13 protein-coding genes and 2 pseudogenes are annotated in these 14,589 nt (G+C 73.1%); 4 read left to right on the top strand and 11 right to left on the bottom strand.

Annotated features, from left to right (window positions below):
• Positions 1-63: 63 nt before the first annotated feature.
• Both ACFYNP_RS05240 and ACFYNP_RS05235 read right to left on the bottom strand, forming a co-directional pair.
• Positions 64-2,310, bottom strand: a complete 2,247-nt coding sequence (locus ACFYNP_RS05240) for a phage holin family protein (protein WP_388782793.1) — start codon at positions 2,308-2,310, stop codon at positions 64-66.
• Positions 2,311-2,352: 42 nt separating this feature from the next.
• The gene (locus ACFYNP_RS05235; RefSeq protein WP_388405187.1) at positions 2,353-2,742 is read right to left on the bottom strand and encodes a hypothetical protein; all 390 of its coding nucleotides are present in this window, start codon (positions 2,740-2,742) and stop codon (positions 2,353-2,355) included.
• A gap of 477 nt (positions 2,743-3,219) precedes the next feature.
• On the opposite strand from ACFYNP_RS05235, the gene ACFYNP_RS05230 reads away from it, so the two are divergent.
• Positions 3,220-3,990: an MBL fold metallo-hydrolase gene (locus tag ACFYNP_RS05230; RefSeq protein ID WP_388782790.1), complete on the top strand. Its 771-nt coding sequence runs from the start codon at positions 3,220-3,222 to the stop codon at positions 3,988-3,990.
• On the top strand, positions 3,987-4,640 hold the full coding sequence (locus tag ACFYNP_RS05225; RefSeq protein ID WP_388782787.1) for a DedA family protein: 654 nt from the start codon (positions 3,987-3,989) through the stop codon (positions 4,638-4,640). Before ACFYNP_RS05230 ends, ACFYNP_RS05225 begins: the two co-directional genes overlap by 4 nt.
• 143 nt (positions 4,641-4,783) lie before the next feature.
• On the opposite strand, the gene ACFYNP_RS05220 is transcribed toward ACFYNP_RS05225, so the two are convergent.
• From ACFYNP_RS05220 to ACFYNP_RS05210, 3 genes are all read right to left on the bottom strand, one after another.
• Positions 4,784-5,920 (bottom strand): MBL fold metallo-hydrolase, encoded by a 1,137-nt coding sequence (locus tag ACFYNP_RS05220; protein ID WP_388404045.1) that lies wholly within the window; start codon positions 5,918-5,920, stop codon positions 4,784-4,786.
• Between the two features lie 126 nt (positions 5,921-6,046).
• A complete protein-coding gene (locus ACFYNP_RS05215; RefSeq protein WP_388782784.1) occupies positions 6,047-7,264 on the bottom strand; it encodes an aminotransferase class I/II-fold pyridoxal phosphate-dependent enzyme in 1,218 nt (405 codons plus the stop codon).
• Between the two features lie 140 nt (positions 7,265-7,404).
• Positions 7,405-8,115 (bottom strand): ANTAR domain-containing response regulator, encoded by a 711-nt coding sequence (locus ACFYNP_RS05210; protein ID WP_388782782.1) that lies wholly within the window; start codon positions 8,113-8,115, stop codon positions 7,405-7,407.
• 90 nt (positions 8,116-8,205) lie between these two features.
• On the opposite strand from ACFYNP_RS05210, the gene ACFYNP_RS05205 reads away from it, so the two are divergent.
• Positions 8,206-9,444 carry a PAS domain-containing protein gene (locus ACFYNP_RS05205; protein WP_388782779.1) on the top strand — a complete coding sequence of 413 codons (1,239 nt, stop codon included), beginning with the start codon at positions 8,206-8,208 and terminating at the stop codon, positions 9,442-9,444.
• Between the two features lie 190 nt (positions 9,445-9,634).
• On the opposite strand, the pseudogene ACFYNP_RS05200 reads toward ACFYNP_RS05205, so the two are convergent.
• A pseudogene (locus ACFYNP_RS05200) lies at positions 9,635-10,432 on the bottom strand (SigB/SigF/SigG family RNA polymerase sigma factor); the annotation flags it as partial.
• A 366-nt stretch (positions 10,433-10,798) separates the two neighbouring features.
• Between ACFYNP_RS05200 and ACFYNP_RS05195 the strand changes: the two are divergent.
• Complete coding sequence (locus tag ACFYNP_RS05195) at positions 10,799-12,268, top strand: bifunctional phosphatase PAP2/diacylglycerol kinase family protein (RefSeq protein WP_388782776.1); 1,470 nt, start codon at positions 10,799-10,801, stop codon at positions 12,266-12,268.
• An 80-nt stretch (positions 12,269-12,348) separates the two neighbouring features.
• On the opposite strand, the gene ACFYNP_RS05190 is transcribed toward ACFYNP_RS05195, so the two are convergent.
• The 5 genes and pseudogenes from ACFYNP_RS05190 to ACFYNP_RS05170 form a co-directional block, all read right to left on the bottom strand.
• Positions 12,349-12,609 (bottom strand): gas vesicle protein K, encoded by a 261-nt coding sequence (locus tag ACFYNP_RS05190; RefSeq protein ID WP_100575206.1) that lies wholly within the window; start codon positions 12,607-12,609, stop codon positions 12,349-12,351.
• A gap of 218 nt (positions 12,610-12,827) precedes the next feature.
• Positions 12,828-13,019: pseudogene (locus ACFYNP_RS05185) on the bottom strand (gas vesicle protein); the annotation flags it as partial.
• The gene (locus ACFYNP_RS05180; protein ID WP_388782774.1) at positions 13,016-13,906 is read right to left on the bottom strand and encodes a GvpL/GvpF family gas vesicle protein; all 891 of its coding nucleotides are present in this window, start codon (positions 13,904-13,906) and stop codon (positions 13,016-13,018) included. The pseudogene ACFYNP_RS05185 and the gene ACFYNP_RS05180, both read right to left, overlap by 4 nt.
• A complete protein-coding gene (locus tag ACFYNP_RS05175; RefSeq protein ID WP_388782771.1) occupies positions 13,903-14,331 on the bottom strand; it encodes a gas vesicle protein in 429 nt (142 codons plus the stop codon). Before ACFYNP_RS05175 ends, ACFYNP_RS05180 begins: the two co-directional genes overlap by 4 nt.
• Entirely contained in the window at positions 14,331-14,585 is a 255-nt protein-coding gene (locus ACFYNP_RS05170; RefSeq protein WP_161248926.1) for a gas vesicle protein GvpG, read from the bottom strand. Before ACFYNP_RS05170 ends, ACFYNP_RS05175 begins: the two co-directional genes overlap by 1 nt.
• Positions 14,586-14,589 lie beyond the last annotated feature (4 nt).

Genomic DNA, 14,589 nt, shown 5'->3' with positions numbered 1-14,589 from the left:
GTGGCAGGCCTCTCGTACGGGACAAACCTGACCATGGTCGGGTACGTGAGGCAGCGCACCAAATCAGCAGGTTTTGTCCTGTACCACCCGGCCAACAACCGGAAATGATCCTTCCGTTTGGGCTGTCGGCGGCGAATCCTCCGCCTCCGTCAACGCTGCGGCGCCCACCGGGATCTGCGGGCCCTGGCCCTCGCCCAGCCAGCGCCGCAGGACCCGGTGGACCTGTTCCGCGCCGATCAGTTCCCCGCCGTCCGGTACCGGTGCGGAGAGGTCCACGGGCGAGAGCAGGAAGGGGTGCGACTGCTCGCCGCCCAGGCCGCCGTGCGAGCCGATCTGTTCCTCGAAGGCGTGCACCCGGCCGGTGGCCGGGTCGTACATCGAGTTGACCATGATGTCGGCGGTGTGCGGGAAGGTGTCGGTGCGCCGCACCGCGTCGGCGGCGCCGCGGCCAAAGCCCTTCAACGGGCCTTCCTCGTCGACGAGTTGGGACAACGGCACCTCGGTCCCGCTCGTACCCTCGCCCCCGTCGCCGTTTCCGTACCCGTCCGCGTCCCCGCCTCCGTCTCCGCCTCCGCCTCCGCCTCCGCCTCCGCCGAGCAGTACCGCTCCGTGTTCCTCGCTGCGGACCAGGAGGAAGCCGATGCCGGGGTGGTTGGCCAAAGTGGTGAGCAGTGCCGGGTGGCGGCGGTCGATCTGCTCGCGGGTCAGGCGGCCCTCGGCGTCGGGGAAGGAGACCAGGCCCAGGTTGCCGGAGGCGAGCACGATCGGGTCGGACCCGGGCCGCGCAGGATGCGCCTCGCCCTCCTCGACCGGCCGGTGCAGCGCGACCCGCACCGCGTACCTGGCCTCCGCGCCGCTGCGGGTACGCCGGGCCCGGCGCGGCACGGGCAGCCCGCATCCGGCCCGCACCAGGTCCTTCAGGGTCAGGCCGAAAGCGCTCTCAAAGGTCTCGCCGGGGCTCTGACCGTGGTCGGACAGGAGCACGATCCGGTAGGGCCGGGGGGCCTGTCCGGCCGCGCCGGCGATGAGCGCGAGGGAACGGTCGAGGCGCCTGAGCACCTGGTCGGTGTCGCGGCCGCGGGGCCCGGAGTGGTGGGCGACCTCGTCGTAGGCGACGAGGTCGGCGTAGACGGCGGTGCGTCCGGCCAGCAGATCGCCCATGACGGCGGCGACGACCACATCCCGCTCGACGACGGTCGCGAAGGCGCGGATGAAGGGGTAGAGGCCGCCGCGCTTGATGCGGGGGCTCTCCCCACGGAGCCGGGCCCGGGTGGACTGGGCGAGCTCCCGGCCGACCTCGGCGACGAAGGAGCCCGCGGTGCGGACCGCGTTGGCGGGGTCGGAGAAGTAGGCGAAGTATCCGGCGCGAGAGCGGTTGCGACGCCCGCGCCGAGCGGCGGCGGTCAGCACGAGGGCCACCTGTTCGGCGCCGCCCGAGAACAGATTGCCGCGGCTGGCCCCGTCGACGGTGAGCAGCCCGCCGTCGCCGGTGCGCTCGACGGCCCGGCGCTGGAGCTCGACGGCGGATGCGGGCCGGTTGGAGACCATCACCTCGCCGCTCTCCTTCTCGTACCAGCGGAAGGCCGGCACGTCGAAGTTGCTGCCGTGCAGGATGCCGAGCTGGCTGGCGCCGGTCTGGCTCGACCAGTCGGTCCGCCAGGGGGTGAGCCGGTGGGTGCTCTCCAGCCAGGCGGCCACGGTCGGCATCAGGCCGCTGTCGACGGCGTGCCGCAGCGTGCGTTCACCGACACCGTCGAGCTGGATGAGGACGAGTCCCGGCGGCTGCGGCGCCGAATCGAGGCCGCGCCTGCGGCGGCGCCGGTCGGCGAGCCGCGAGAGCCGGCGCCGATACGCGTCGTCGTCACGGACGGCCAGCGAGGTGGAGGTCGCCGACGCCACGGCCGACATGACGGCGGCGACGATCACCGCGGTCTCCGGCTCGGCCGCGCCATGACCGGTCGGGATCAGGCGGAGCGCGACCAGGAGCAGGGAGCCGTTGAGGAAGAACACCAGAACGCCGAGCACCAGCGCCGGAACCAGTAGGAACGCGCGCACCACCAGCGGCCACACCAGCGCGCTGAGCAGCCCGAACGCGCCCGCGCCCCATGCCGCGGTGAGCGCGACCCGGGTGATGCTCTCGCCGTTGTCGGAGGTGAGTTTGAAGTCGGGCAGGATCCCGGCGAGCAGCATCATGGTGAGCGTCGAGACGACCCACACCACGATCACCCGGAGCAGGGCGCTGCCCGTCGTCCGCCATCGCCCCACTGCCGCCCGCCTCTCGCCTCGCCCGTTCCTCCCCAACCCTGCCATAAGGGGAGGTGGGAGCCGTGGCGTCGTGGTGAGCGGCCCGGCTCAGCAGCCGTCGTATCCGGCGGTGGGCATCGACAGGCGGCGGTGGATGTGCGCCTTGCCGGTCCCGTCGTAGCCGGGCTCGTCGAGGGCGGCCGTCTCCAGGCGCACCCCGCGCCTCTCGCACTCGGCGGAGAACTCCGGCACGGACGTGAACGCCCTTGCCAGCACACGCTCGTTGGGGGCGACGAAGACATGGACGAGGCCCGCGTCCACGTCTGTCCACAGGCCGGCGTGGTCCGGTCGCAGACCGTAGAAGAGGAGCTGCCGGGTGACGGTGTAGCCCCGGCCTGCGGCCCACTTCGCGCACATGTCGTGCTGGCTGCGGGTGTCCACCAGGAAGGGGTCGCGATCGAGCTCTTCGAGCGGGGTAAGACTGGCGATCGCCGTCACTCGTACGTCGTCCGTACCGGGCCTGCCGTCCCCAGCGGGCGTGCCGCCCGGGTTGGCCGGACCGCCAGGGCCGCCCGAGTCGGCCGACCCGTCCGGACCGCCGGGGCCGCCCGAGTCGGCCGATCCGGCCGGACCGCCGGGGCCGCCCGAGTCGGCCGATCCGGCCTGGTCTCCCCTGTCGCCCGCGACGTCCATGCCATCCCCCTGTACGAGCTGCCGGTGGCCGACCCTACTCCCCCTCCCTTTCCCTCTCCTTGCTACTACCTCGGCTGCCTCTTCCCCGGCCTTTCCCCTTCCTCTTCGGCTTTACCTCTTCTTCCTCTTCGGCTTTACCTCTTCCTCGGCCGCGGCCGAGGTTTCCCGACAGGGGCCGCCCCCGTCCGGCAGGCCACGGCGGCCGGGCCGTGTTTGCGCGCGGGGAGACTTAGGCTCGTCATCGGTCGTCATGCGTCGTAGTCGAGCGGAGAAGAGGTTTTCGTGCCGGTGGAGGTCACCTGGTGGGGTCACGCCACCTGCACGATCGAGGATTCCGGAGTGCGGCTGCTCACGGATCCGCTCTTCGCGCGCCGCCTCGCGCATCTGCGCCGGCGCCGGGGCGCGGTCCCACCGCCCGAGGCCGCGGTGGCCGACGCGGTGCTCGTCTCTCATCTGCACGCCGATCATCTGCATCTGCCCTCGCTGGCCCGGGTCGCGCCCGGCACCCGGCTGATCGTTCCGGCCGGTGCGGCCCGCTCGGTGCCCGGGCTGCGACGGCTCGGGCCGCGCATCACCGAGGTGCGGGCCGGCGACACCGTCCGGATCGGGGGCCTTCGGGTACGGGCCGTGCCCGCCCGGCACGACGGGCGCCGGCTGCCCGTGGGGCCGCTGCGCTCCCCCGCACTCGGTTACGTCGTCGAGGGCGAGGCCAGGACGTACTTCGCCGGGGACACCGGTCTCTTCGACGACATGGCCGAGACCGTCGGACCGGTGGACGTGGCGCTGCTGCCGGTCGGCGGCTGGGGCCCGTACCTGGGGCAGGGGCACCTCGATGCGGGTCGCGCGGCCGAGGCACTCGCCTCGCTGGGAGCGCTCTCGGCGGTGCCGGTGCACTACGGCACGTACTGGCCGATCGGCATGGACGGGGTGCGGCCGCACGAGTTCCACGCGCCGGGCGAGGAGTTCGTACGCCAGGCGGCGCGGCTCGCTCCGAAGGCGGCGGCGCACCGGCTCGAACACGGTGAGAGCGTGCGGATCGAGGCCACCCGATGAGCCCCGGCCGACTGCTCGCCGTCGCCACCGTGGTGACGCCCGAGTCGACCCAGCAGGCTGCCGGGTACCCGACGCTCTTCGTCCTGGTCGCCCTCGGGTCCCTGCTCCCGGTGGTGCCGACGGGCGCGCTGGTTTCGACTGCGGCGGTGGTGGCCTTCCATCAGACCGCCTGGTTCTCGCTGCTTCTGGTGTTCGGGGTGGGAGCGCTGGCCGCGTTCATCGGCGATGTCGCGCTGTACTGGCTCGGACAGCGCGGGGTGCGTTCGAAGAACGGCTCGCGCTGGCTCGGCGCGCTGCGCGGCCGGGTCGCGCCGGACCACTTGGAACAGGCTCAGCGCAAGCTCGACGACCACGGAGTGGTCGTCCTGGTCCTGTCCCGCCTGGTGCCGGCCGGACGGATCCCGGTGATGCTGGCCTGCCTGCTGGGCGGCATGCGGCTGCGGGCGTTCATACACGGCGACATCCCGGCGTGCCTCGCCTGGGCGGGTGCGTACGGTCTCATCGGCATCCTCGGCGGCTCGCTCTTCGACGAGCCGTGGAAGGGCGTGGTGGTGGCCGTGGTCCTGACGCTCCTGATCAGTGGTGCTCCTGCGGGCTGGCGACGGCTGCGGCGTCGCAGGCGGGGGCAGGTCGCGACGGAGGGCGGGTGAGAGCGCTCCCGGGTGTTCATCGGCATTGAGCCCGGTCCTCCGCGCTTCGGCACCGCGAAGGCCCGAGAGCGCTCTCAGGCCTGCTCGCCGCCCGTCGCCCACCCATCACGGGCCCATGCGAGCGCCTCGGGTCGAGCCACGCCTCAGGACTCTGCCAGTACCCGCGAGCCCCCGACCGGCAGGTCCCACAAGTCCTCACGGGGGTGGCCGGCGCGCGCCCAGGCGGCTCTCACGCGGGTGAGCGGTTCCAGGACCGGTTCGGCGGACAGGACGAAGGCGGCCCAGTGCATCGGCGCCATCCGCCGGGCACCCAGGTCCGCGAAGGCCTGCACGGCTTCTTCCGGGTCGGTGTGGACGTCCTGGAGCCACCAGCGCGGGGCGTACGCTCCGATGGGGAGCAGCGCCAGATCGATTCCGGCGTACCGGCGGCCGATCTCCTTGAACCAGTGCCCGTACCCGGTGTCCCCCGCGAAGTAGAGCCTGCGCTGCCGTCGGTCGCCCAGGATCCAGCCGCCCCACAGCGAGCGGCAGGTGTCGGTGAGCCCGCGCTTGGACCAGTGGTGGGCCGGTACGAAGTCGAAGCGGACGCCTTTGTATTCGGCGGCCTCCCACCAGTCCAGCTCGGTGACCTGGTGGAAACGGCGTCGCCTGAACCAACCACCGAGACCCGCCGGGACGAAGAGCGGGGTGTCGCGCGGGAGCCGTTTGAGGGTCGGGGCGTCGAGGTGGTCGTAATGGTTGTGGCTGATGACGACGGCGTCGACGGGCGGCAGGTCCTCCCAGCGCACCCCGACAGGAGTGATCCGGGGCGGGATGCCGAGAATGCGCCGCGACCACACGGGGTCGGTCAGGACGGTGAGCCCGCCGATGCGGACGACCCAACTGGCGTGCCCCGCCCACGTCACGGCCAGTGTGTCGGTGTCGGCCACCGGCAGCGGACCCGGCGCGAACGGCAGGTCGGGGATGGCGCGCAGCCCTTCGGGGCGGGGCCGGATGGCCCCCTCGCGAGCGAGCCTGGCCATGGCACGCACGCCCGGGAGCGGGGCGGTGAGCCGGTCGGCGAACGACCGGGGCCAGCGCCGTAGCTCACCGAGGGGACGCGGTGTCGGCCCCGCGTCCGGCACGGTGTCCCGTTCCAGAGGTTCGGGCAGTCCCGGGAGCTCGGGCAGTCCGGGGAGCTCGGGCAGTCCGGGCAGCTCAAGGAACTGAGGCGTCTGTTCCGTCCGGCCCTTCTCAGCCGTCCGTTCCGTCATCTCCGTCTGTTCCGTCTGTTCCGTCATCGAGGCAACTCCGTTCGGTGGCGTCGCACGGGTCGGTGGCAGGGCGGGCGGTGCGTACCCCTGTGGCGGGAGAGGGGTGGCCGGTGGGGGCGGCCCGGCCCGGGCGTGACGGCGGTCGGTCACGGGTCAGCGCAGTTCGGTGAGTACGGCGGCGAACCGGCCCAACGCCTCACGTACGTGCGGCAGTTGGAGCGGATCGGCCGCTTCCAGGGCGTCCAGGCGCTGCTCCTCGGTGGAGCCGAGGAGCGGGCCGGTGGAGAGACGGACGCGCAGGGCACCGAGTTCGTCGCCGAAGCGGTGCCCGCCGGGGGCGGGGGCGGCGAGGCGGGCCGTCAGGTAGTCCTCCAGTTCCATGGAGTCGGTGACGCCGTGGGCGGCCAGGCGGGCGCGGAACGGGCCGAGGTCGGCGTAGAGGTGGCGGCCGGCCTGCGGGGGCCTGGCCAGGGCGCCGGCGCCGAGCACGGCCTGGTGGGCGGCGACCGCGACACGGCCGTGCAGGGCCGCGGCCCTGCGGGTCCGTTCGACGACGGGGCCCGGTTCGGTGAGGGCGAGGGCGGCCGCCGCGGCCAGCGGGGCTGCCACGACCGCGCCGAGCGCGGCGAGGACGTCGAGGGTGCGGGCCCGGCGCGGGGCGTTGGCCACGGTATCGGGGAAACGGGCGACGGCGGCGGGCCAGCCGGGCGGGGTGAACGCGCCGCCGAGGTCGGCCAGGACCGTCACGTCCTCGGGGCACATCTCGGCGGGGCTGATCGGCACCGTTTCGCGCGGGTGGTGGACGGTGTCGCGCCAGGTCTCGTCGCTGATGATGTGCAGCCCCTCGCCGACGGCCGCCTCGCAGGCCTCCCGGACGGTCTCGGGCGGCGCGACCGTGGCGGTCGGGTCGTCGGCCACGCACAGCAGGAGCAGCCGGGGCCTGCCGCCCTCGGCGCGCACCCGGCGGACGGTTTCGAGCAGGGCGTAGGGGTCCGGTACGCCACCGCATTCGGCCGGGGTCGGCACATGGTAGGAGGGCCGGCCGAGCAGCCGGGCCTGCGGGCTCCACCAGGCCGGGCACGGCCGGGGCAGCAGGATGTCACCGCCGTACGCGCCCAGCAGGGCGATCAGGAGGGCTTGGGCGCCGGGGGCGGCGACGACCCGCTCCGCCGAGGTGGGCAGGCCGCGCCGCAGCCAGTAGCCGCGGGCCGCCTCGCGCAGTTCGGGGCCGCCGCCGGGCGGCTCCGGTTCGGTGCGTCCGGCTGCGGAGGCAAGGGCTTCGGCGAGTTGCGGGAGCACGGGCATTCCGGGTCCGGGCGCGGGCGGGCCGTAGCGCACCGGCCCGCGCCCCGTGGCCGCCGTCCCCTGCATCCCGTTTCCTCCTCGGGCTCCGTCCGGCACGGGCCGCACCTTCCGCCCTGCCCTTCCCTGCCTTTATACGGAGGTTTGGCCCACCCCGCCGCTTGTGCGGGCGATGCGGGCACCCGGGGCGACGGGGACCTCGACGGGGGTCAGCGGGCCGGGCCGGCGAGGGCGGAGAGTTCGGATTCCAGGCCTCGGCCCTTGGCCCGTACGACCGCTTCGGCGACTTCGGCGAGCTTGCGGTTGGTGCGCTGCGAGATGGTGCGAAGGAGACCGAATGCCTGCTCTGCCTCGCAGCCGAGGACGTGCATGACGATGCCGCTCGCCTGGTCGATGACCGCCCTGGAACGCAGCGCGGTCTCCAGCTGTCCGACCTCGGCGAGCGCGGCGCGATAGCGGCGGTCCCGGAGCAGGCCGGTGGTGATCTCCTCGACCAGGATGCCGACGGGCCCGCGCACGCTCTGTTCGAGGGAGCCGGGCCGGTATCCGTAGAGGCTGACGGTGACCTCGATCCCGGACCGCCGGTAGGGCAGGGTGACGCAGGAGCGTACGCCCGATTCGAGGGCGAGGGCGCGATAGCCGGGCCAGCGGTCCTCCGTCAACAGGTCCTCCGTGTCCACGGGTTCACCCGCCTCCAGCGCGCTCGGGATCGGACCGTCGCCGCAGGCGAGCTGGACGGAGGCGAGGGGCGCGAGGTCGGGGTGGGTGGCGGTGATCCGGCGTTCGGTCCCGCTGCCGGTGATGGTGGCGACCGCGCCGCAGCAGGCGGGCGCGCAGCGCACGGACTGCTCGGCGAGCACGGAGAGCCGCCGGGCGGTGCTGGTCGTCTCGGGTTCCTGGCGTTCCGGCTCGGGCAGCATCACAGAAACCTCCTCCTGCTGCGGTTTCCCGGCCCCTGAGACCCGAAACGGCAGGGCTCCGACACGGGGGTGAAGCGTTAGCTTTCTTCCATGACGCAGACGCGGGACGGCTTCGGCGAGGAACTGGCTGACTTCGTCAGACGGGTGGGCGAGCTGCGCACCGCGCGCGCTCGCCCGACCGGGGAACAGTCCGTGGTGCTGGACGCGGCCCTGTTCGAACTCCAGCATGTGGCCGAGCAGTTGTGGCCACGCTATGAGCGGATCGCGGCCGGGGCAGGCGCCACCTCACCGGTCGAGCGGCAGGAACGCAGGCTCCTGAAAGCGCTCTTCGAGCAGTTGCCGCTGCCGGTGGCCCTGGTCGACCGGGAGACCGTCGTACGACGGCTGAACCTCGCGGCGACCGGCCTGACGGGGGTGCGGGCGGGTTACGCGACCGGGCGGCCGCTCGCCTCGCTGCTCACGCCGGACGACCGGGCGGCATTCCGTTCACAGGCCGCTGCGGTGGCGCGGGGCGACGGCGATCGCGGTCTCATCGTTCACCTTCAACAGCGCCCGCACGAACCGCTGTTGGCCACGCTCACCGCGCTACGGCCGCCGGACGAACCGCAGTCCGCGGTGCTCGTGCTGATCCAGGCCGGGAGCGCGCACGGCTCGGTGACCGCTCCCCCGCAGCCGGAGCCGCCCGACCTCACCGAGTCGATGCGGCACGCCGAACTCATCGACGTCATCGACGCCATGGCCTCCGCGCTGCTCCAACTGGAGCCCAAGGACGCCGAGTCGGCGCTCGGCGTGGCCGCCGCGGTGCTGTGCGGACGGTTCGCCGACTGGATCGTCGCCGATCTGGCCGACGGCGGGCTGCGGCGCATCACCGTTCTGGGTCCCACGGGTCCGGCGGCGGCCGAGCTGCTCCACACGGTGGCCGGCCAGGATCCGGCGGGCTGCCCCCTGGTCGTCGAGGCGGCGCGGGCCGGGAACGGGGCCCTCCAGCTGCGGCCCGAGGACATCGAGGGCTTCGGTCACGATGCGGCGGGCACTCCGATCCTGGCCCGCGCCGAGGTGTCGTCCCTGATGTGCGCACCGCTGGGGGTGCCCGGGCCGGTGACGGGGGTACTCACTCTGTTCCGTACGGGGCCGGCTCGGCCCTTCTCGATGGCAGAGGGGCGAGCCATGGATGTGATGGCCCGCCATATCGCCCTCGCTATGCGGCGCCCCGTTCCTGACGTACCGACAGAAGCGGCTTCCTGCGCTTCGGTTGACGGACCCGGTACGACCTCCCCGGACGCGTCGCGTCCTGCGCACCCTTCACGCGCGGTGCCGCCGCGGCCCTGAGCCTCGCCTTCGCCCTGCTCCTCTCGGCCGTCGTGCCATCGGGCTTGGCCCCGACGGCTTCCGCACCCCTCGACGCCCGCTCCTGTTCGCGTTTCCGTGCGCGCTCCAGTTCACGTTCCGGTTCACGTTCACGTTCACGTTCCGGTTCCCGCTGCGGCAAGGCCGCTTGCCCCATGGCCTCTTGCCCCACGGCTTCCTGCTCCATGACCTCTTCCCGCAGCCGACTACAGCAGCGCGTGATCAGCCGGGACACGTGCATCTGCGAGATGCCGAGGTCCTCGGCGATCCGGCTCTGAGTCATGTCCCGGAAGAATCGCATGTAGAGGATCTTCCGCTCCCGCTCGGGCAGACACCGCAGGCCCGGTTTGACGGCCTCGCGGTCGACGACGACGTCCAGGGCCGGGTCGGCGCTCCCCAGGGAGTCGCTGAGGCTGTATCCGTCGACGCCGCCGGGCAGTTCCGCGTCCAGGGACAGTGCGCTGAAGCTGTTGATGGCTTCGAGCCCCGCTCTGACCTCGTCCTCGGTCAAGCCGGTGTGCTCGGCGAGATCCTCCGTACTGGGCTGCCGCGCGCCGCCGTTGGCGGCGAGCTCCTGGGTGGCCACCCGCACCCGTCCCCTCAAGTTCTGTACTCGGCGCGGCACATGGAGGGTCCACATGTGGTCGCGGAAGTGGCGTTTGATCTCGCCGGTGATGGTGGGCACGGCGTAGCTTTCGAAGGCGGCGCCCCGCTCGGGGTCGTAGCGGTCGACTGCCTTGACGAGGCCGAGTGCCGCGACCTGACGGAGATCCTCAAGGGCTTCGCCCCGGTTGCGGAAGCGGCCGGCGAGGCGCTCGGACATGGGCAGCCAGGCGCGGACGAGGTCTTGGCGCAGGGCGTCCCGTTCGGGTCCCTCGGGCAGTGCCGCGAGCCGTTCGAAGGCGGCCGCGGTCCTGGGTGCGTCGTCGTGCGGGTGCCTGTGGTTCGCCGTGCCGGTGTCAGTACGCATATGCGATCCAGCTCCCTGGAATCCCTGGACGGTGCGGCGTCGAGTTGTCACCGGGGAGCCTTCGGCCGGGCAGCGTGACACGCCCAGAGCGGACAGCCGCTCCCACGGACGTGCCTCCGGTCCGAAGCACGGGATTCGCCTGCCCGGGCCCCTTCGGGTCAAACGTGGCGTAAACCCCAAGGGCAGGGAAAGCGTGTTCCCCAGCGGGGTTTCCCGTGCGCGAGCGCCGGTACCCGGCCCGGGCGGGGACAGCCACGCGCGCGGAGCGGCGGATGCCGACGCGCGGACCGGTCCTGCGGGGCCCCGCCCCAGGTCGGGGTCGCGTCCGGGTCGGTTGGGCGGGATGCGGCCGGGTAGTCGCGTGCCATGACTGACTCTCCTTGGCACAAGCGAATCGGCGCCCGGGACAGGGCGCTCTTCGACTTCGCGGCGAGGCGGCACTGGCCGGCCGCGGAAGCGGTTCTGCCCCGGCTGAGCCGTTCCGCCAACCACGGTGTGCTCTGGTTCGCGACGGCGGCCGCGATGGGTGCGACCCGCTCGCCCCGGGCCCGCCGAGCGGCGCTGCGCGGCGTCGCCTCGCTCGCGCTGGCCTCGTTGACGGTGAACACCGTGGCCAAGCACTCGGTGCGCCGGGCCCGTCCGCTGGCCGACGCGGTGCCGCTGGTACGGCAGTTGAAACGTCGGCCGATCACCACGTCCTTCCCCTCGGGCCACTCCGCCTCCGCCGCGGCGTTCGTCGCTGGTGTCGCCCTGGAGTCGCGGGCGTGGGGCGCGGCTCTGGCCCCCCTGGGCTTCTCGGTGGCAGCCTCCCGTGTGTACACCGGGGTGCACTACCCGGGCGATGTCCTGGCGGGGGCCGCGCTCGGTGTGGGCGCCGCCTTCGCCGTGCGCGGCCTCGTACCGACGCGCTCCCAGCTCCCGCCACCGGGGCGGCCGCACGCGGAGGCACCGGCGCTGCCCGCGGGCCGGGACCTGGTGGTCGTCGCGAACCGCGGGTCCGGGAGCGCTCTCGCGAAGGCCGCGCTCGTACGCGAGGCGCTTCCGCTCGCGGAGGTCGTCGAGTGCGATCCCGACGAGCTGCCGGCCGCCCTGGAGAAGGCGGCCGGGCGCGGCCGGGCGCTCGGGGTGTGCGGCGGCGACGGCACCGTGAACCTGGCCGCGGCGGTCGCGGCCCGCGCCGGTGTGCCGCTCGCCGTGTTCCCGGGCGGCACCCTGAACCACTTCGCACTCGACCTCGGCATAGAGGAGGTCCAGGACACCTGCCGGGCGCTGGTGGCGGGCGACGCGGTGCGGGTGGACCTCGGCCGGTTCCGGCCGGGCCCCGGCGGCGCGGACGCCGGGTACTTCGTCAACACGTTCAGCCTGGGTGTCTACCCCGAGCTGGTACGGGTGCGCGAGCGCTGGTCGCCCCGGATCGGCGGCTGGGCCGCGGGCGTCCTCGGCGCGCTCGAAGTGCTGCGCGGCCGACAGCCGTTGCCGGCCGATCCGCACGGCAGCCGTCCCGCGCTGTGGCTCCTGTTCGCGGGCAACTGTGTCTATCAGCGGCTCGGCCCGGCGCCCGTGCGCCGCTTCGACCTGGCGGACGGACTCCTCGACGTACGCGCGGTGCGCGGCGGCCGACTGCCTGGGCTCCGCCTGCTGGCCGCCGCCCTCGCGGGCCCGCTGCGCCGCTCCCCCGTGCACGCCACGCGCCGCACGGGGCGCCTCGACGTGGCGGGTCTCCCCGAGGGGACATCGCTGGCGTACGACGGTGAAGTCGCCCCCGCACCAGCCGAGTTGAGGTTGGACAAGCTCCCGGAGGCACTCACGGTCTACCGCCCGCGGGTGCGTCCCTGACCCAGGGGGCGCGAGGCACCGGGGGCTCGGGGTCCGGGGGTCCCGGGGGCTCGGGGTCGCTAGAGGGTTCGGGGAGGGGGCTACCTGGGGAGGAGGGGGCCGAGCGGGCCGAGGTCGATGTTGAGGTCTTCGGGGCGCAGCCCGAACTTCGACCTCAGTTCGCCCATCCGGTTCTCCAGGAGCATGAGCGTAAGCCCGATCCGCTCCTCCTGGTCCTCGGTGAGCTCACCGGTTTCCACCCGGCGCAGCGCCTGGCGCTCCATGAGCTGGCGCAGCAGTTCCACCACGGTCAGGACGAGCCGGGCCAGGTCGCGCTCCACGGTGTCGGGGTCGAGTTCCACCCGGCGCCGCCTCCCGCTCCCCTCACCGCTCCCTTGACCAGTCCCCTCATCGGGTCGTCCCTCATCGGTCCGCTCCCGCGCGGCCTCCGCACCCGCCGGGAGTCCCGGACCGCCGCCCAGCGCGCGCCCGGTCACGTCGTTCAGCAGGTCGTCGATCACAAGGACTCCTCGTGCTCTTCGCGCCCCTCGTATGCGCGGTCGTGCCCGTGCTCGAACCCGATCTCGGCGAAGGGCGAAGGGACTTGGGCGCTGACCGAGCTCACGAGAGCGTTGAGGTCGATGCGTACGAGGTCCACGTCCGCGATCCTCAGCGTGAGGTCGCCGGTGATGACGACACCGCCGGCCAGCAGCCGGTCGAGCAGGTCGACCAGGGCTATCTCGCGCTGCGCGAGCGCATCGCCTTCGTTCACGACTCCTCCTGCTCCGACGGGCCCCGCCTCGGCCCCCCGTCCCGCCCCACATCCCGCCCCACGTCGGGAGCGCCGTCCGGGGCGCTGTCCGGTGCGCTGTCCGGGCCACCGTCCGCACTGCCGTCCGCGCCGCCGACAAAGGAGTACGGCGCCCAGGGGCCGGTCAGTTCCACGCGTACGCCCGCCTCCTGCGGGGTGCGGTCGCGCACAGCCGCGACGAACTCGTCGCTGTGGTCGCGCGGCACCAGATAGGCGGCGTTGAGAACGTTCTCGCCGGACGCGCCGGAGAGCCGTCCACTCTGCGGCGGGTGCAGGCGCCCCGCCTCGGCCCGCTCGCACAGATCGGCGTGCAGGGCTCGGGAGAGCGTGCCCGCCCGCTGCCAGCTCCGGTCGCGGGTCTGGCGCTGACCGAGCCGCCGACGGAGGTACTCCCGCCCGGTGGCGGCCGTCAACTCCGGTGCGGGCTCGGCCCGTTCGGACGCGGAGGAGTCTGCGTACACCTTGACACCCCATTCGACGCGCCCGTCCAGACGCTCGATGGCGGACTCGAAGCGAGCCCTCCCGGAGTCGAGGAGCCGGCGCACCCCGTCCTCGTCGCGGCACACTGTGGCGAGCCTGAGCGGCACGGGGCAGCCGACGGTGGCGAGCGCGGCGATCACGGCCTGGTGATTGCGGGCGATCCCGGCGAGCCAGTCCAGGTCCTCCAGATGGGCACGGAGCGGTGCCGCGTCGAACTGCGCAGCGGGGACACGGCTCACCGCGGCGCACAGCCCGCGGTGCTCGATCAGCGCGGGCGGCTCTCCGTCGAGAGCGCGTACCTCCGCGGGGAGCGCGGCGGTGAAGGGCCGCGTCACGGCGTACACGTAGAGCAGTTGCCCATCGGTCATCGGTCACCGCCCTCGGCAGGCGTGGAGCGCTCGCCGCCCTTGGCTCGTGTGGAGCCTGCGCCCTTCCGCGGCCTCGCCTCGGTGGGGGCGATCTCGGGAGCGCTCTCAACGGTCCGGGAGGCGGACTCCAAGGCGGCTATGCGCGCCTTCAACTCATCGTTTTCGCGCGCCAGTTCACGGCGACGGGCACCAGTGGAGAGGGCGGGATCGTCCTCCCACCAGTCGATGCCCATCTCCTTCGCCTTGTCGATCGAGGCGACGATGAGGCGAAGTTTGATCGTGAGGAGTTCGATGTCGAGGAGGTTGATGCGGATGTCCCCGGCGATGACGATTCCCTTGTCGAGGACGCGTTCGAGAATGTCGGCCAGGTTCGCACCGCCGCCATCGGGCTGGTACGCGTCGGGAAAACGTGCCGGGGTCGCCATCACGTCCTCCGCGGATCGGCCACACCTTGGGCGAGGTGTTCGAGCCGGTCGAGGAGCTCGTCCTCCCGCCGGTCGAACTCTGCCTCGTCGATCTCACCGTTCGTCAACTGTTGCTCCAGCGCTGCGAGTTCACGCCGGACGGTCGCGGGGTCGTAGTACTGCCGCTCCGCCTCCGCGGCGACCTGCCCCAGCACCCAGAAGGTGCCGCGGACGGGCGCCGCGGGAAGCAGCAGCAGTTCTTTCAGGAGTCCCACGGGT

This window comes from Streptomyces sp. NPDC006691 (genome assembly GCF_042869955.1).
GTDB lineage: Bacteria > Actinomycetota > Actinomycetes > Streptomycetales > Streptomycetaceae > Streptomyces.
The sequence above is the reverse complement of the archived record's forward strand: the minus strand, read 5'-3'. Positions and strand labels throughout refer to the sequence as shown.

Coding starts and splice junctions, on each gene's coding strand:
- ACFYNP_RS05240 (WP_388782793.1), bottom strand. CDS start 2,310: ATGGCAGGGTTGGGGAGGAACGGGCGAGGCGAGAGGCGGGCGGCAGTG.
- ACFYNP_RS05225 (WP_388782787.1), top strand. CDS start 3,987: ATGAGCCCCGGCCGACTGCTCGCCGTCGCCACCGTGGTGACGCCCGAG.
- ACFYNP_RS05220 (WP_388404045.1), bottom strand. CDS start 5,920: ATGACGGAACAGACGGAACAGACGGAGATGACGGAACGGACGGCTGAG.
- ACFYNP_RS05215 (WP_388782784.1), bottom strand. CDS start 7,264: ATGCAGGGGACGGCGGCCACGGGGCGCGGGCCGGTGCGCTACGGCCCG.
- ACFYNP_RS05210 (WP_388782782.1), bottom strand. CDS start 8,115: ATGCTGCCCGAGCCGGAACGCCAGGAACCCGAGACGACCAGCACCGCC.
- ACFYNP_RS05205 (WP_388782779.1), top strand. CDS start 8,206: ATGACGCAGACGCGGGACGGCTTCGGCGAGGAACTGGCTGACTTCGTC.
- ACFYNP_RS05195 (WP_388782776.1), top strand. CDS start 10,799: ATGACTGACTCTCCTTGGCACAAGCGAATCGGCGCCCGGGACAGGGCG.
- ACFYNP_RS05180 (WP_388782774.1), bottom strand. CDS start 13,906: ATGACCGATGGGCAACTGCTCTACGTGTACGCCGTGACGCGGCCCTTC.
- ACFYNP_RS05175 (WP_388782771.1), bottom strand. CDS start 14,331: ATGGCGACCCCGGCACGTTTTCCCGACGCGTACCAGCCCGATGGCGGC.